Origin of the sequence: Shinella sumterensis, assembly GCF_004514425.2 — a bacterium.
Lineage (GTDB): Bacteria > Pseudomonadota > Alphaproteobacteria > Rhizobiales > Rhizobiaceae > Shinella > Shinella sumterensis.
The window spans coordinates 1-1,062 of sequence record NZ_MYFN02000046.1 but is presented as its reverse complement, the minus strand read 5'-3'; the positions used below and the strand labels follow the sequence as shown (position 1 = coordinate 1,062).

General features: G+C 66.8%; 1 protein-coding gene. It reads left to right on the top strand.

The window, feature by feature from the left end; translation table 11 throughout:
* Positions 1–9: 9 nt before the first annotated feature.
* Positions 10–1,062, top strand: a protein-coding gene (locus tag B5M41_RS26730; RefSeq protein WP_413713450.1) for an IS3 family transposase whose coding sequence is annotated in 2 segments (ribosomal slippage) — positions 10–276 and positions 279–1,062 — 1,051 coding nt annotated over the 2 segments. Because the reading frame shifts where the segments join, the coding sequence is not laid out codon by codon here. This gene is flagged as partial in the annotation.

The window sequence follows — 1,062 nt, the reverse complement described above, 5'->3', positions numbered from 1 at the left end:
GATGTCATCATGCCCAAGCCCTATCCGCGCGAGTTCCGTGAGGACGTGGTTCGCGTTGCTCGTGGTCGGGATGCCGGGGTGCCGTTGCGGAAGATCGCGGCGGACTTCGGGATCAGCGAGACCTGCCTGCAGAACTGGATGCGCCAAGACGACGTCGAAGCCGGGGTCAAGCCCGGCGTGACGAAGTCGGAGGCCGATGAGCTCCGTGAGCTGCGCAAGCGGAACCGGTTGCTCGAGCAGGAGAACGAGGTGCTGCGGAAGGCCGCGGCGTATCTGTCGCAGGCGAACCTCAAGCTCGGTGGTTCCCCAAAATGATGTACCCGCTCGTCCGCGAGCTGGCCGCGAAGGACGCCCCGATGCGGGTGCCGGTCGCGGTGACGTGCCGGGTGCTGAAGATCGCCCGCCAGCCGTACTACCGGTGGCTGGCTGAGCCCGTGACCGACCGTGACTGGGTGCAGGCGCATCTGGTCGACGCGATCGTCGACGCGCATGCCGACGATCCTGAGTTCGGGTATCGCCTCATCGCCGACGCCGTCCGCGACAACGGGTGGGAGGTGTCGGATCGGACGGTCTGGAAACACAGCTCCCGCAATGGCGTGTGGTCGGTGTTCGGGAAAAAGCGCGGCAAGAACGGCAAGAAGGCCGGCCCGCCCGTGTTCGACGACCGCGTGCAGCGCGACTTCACCGCGACCACGGCCAACCGGCTGTGGTTGACGGATATCACCGAGCACCGAACCCGGCAGGGCAAGCTCTACATCTGCGCCGTCAAGGACGTCTTCAGCAACCGGATCGTCGGGTACTCGATCAGCGACCGCATGAAGTCGCAACTCGCCGTCCGCGCGGTCGAGAACGCCGTCGCGATGCGCGGCGATGTCGCCGGCTGCATCGTTCATTCGGACCGCGGATCGCAATTTCGAAGCCGGCGCTTCGCCCGCGCGCTCACCCGTCACGGGCTCGTCGGATCGATGGGCCGAGTCGGCGCTGCGGGCGACAACGCCGCGATGGAGTCGTTCTTCAGCCTGCTGCAGAAGAACGTCCTCGACCGCCGCGCCTGGGCCAACC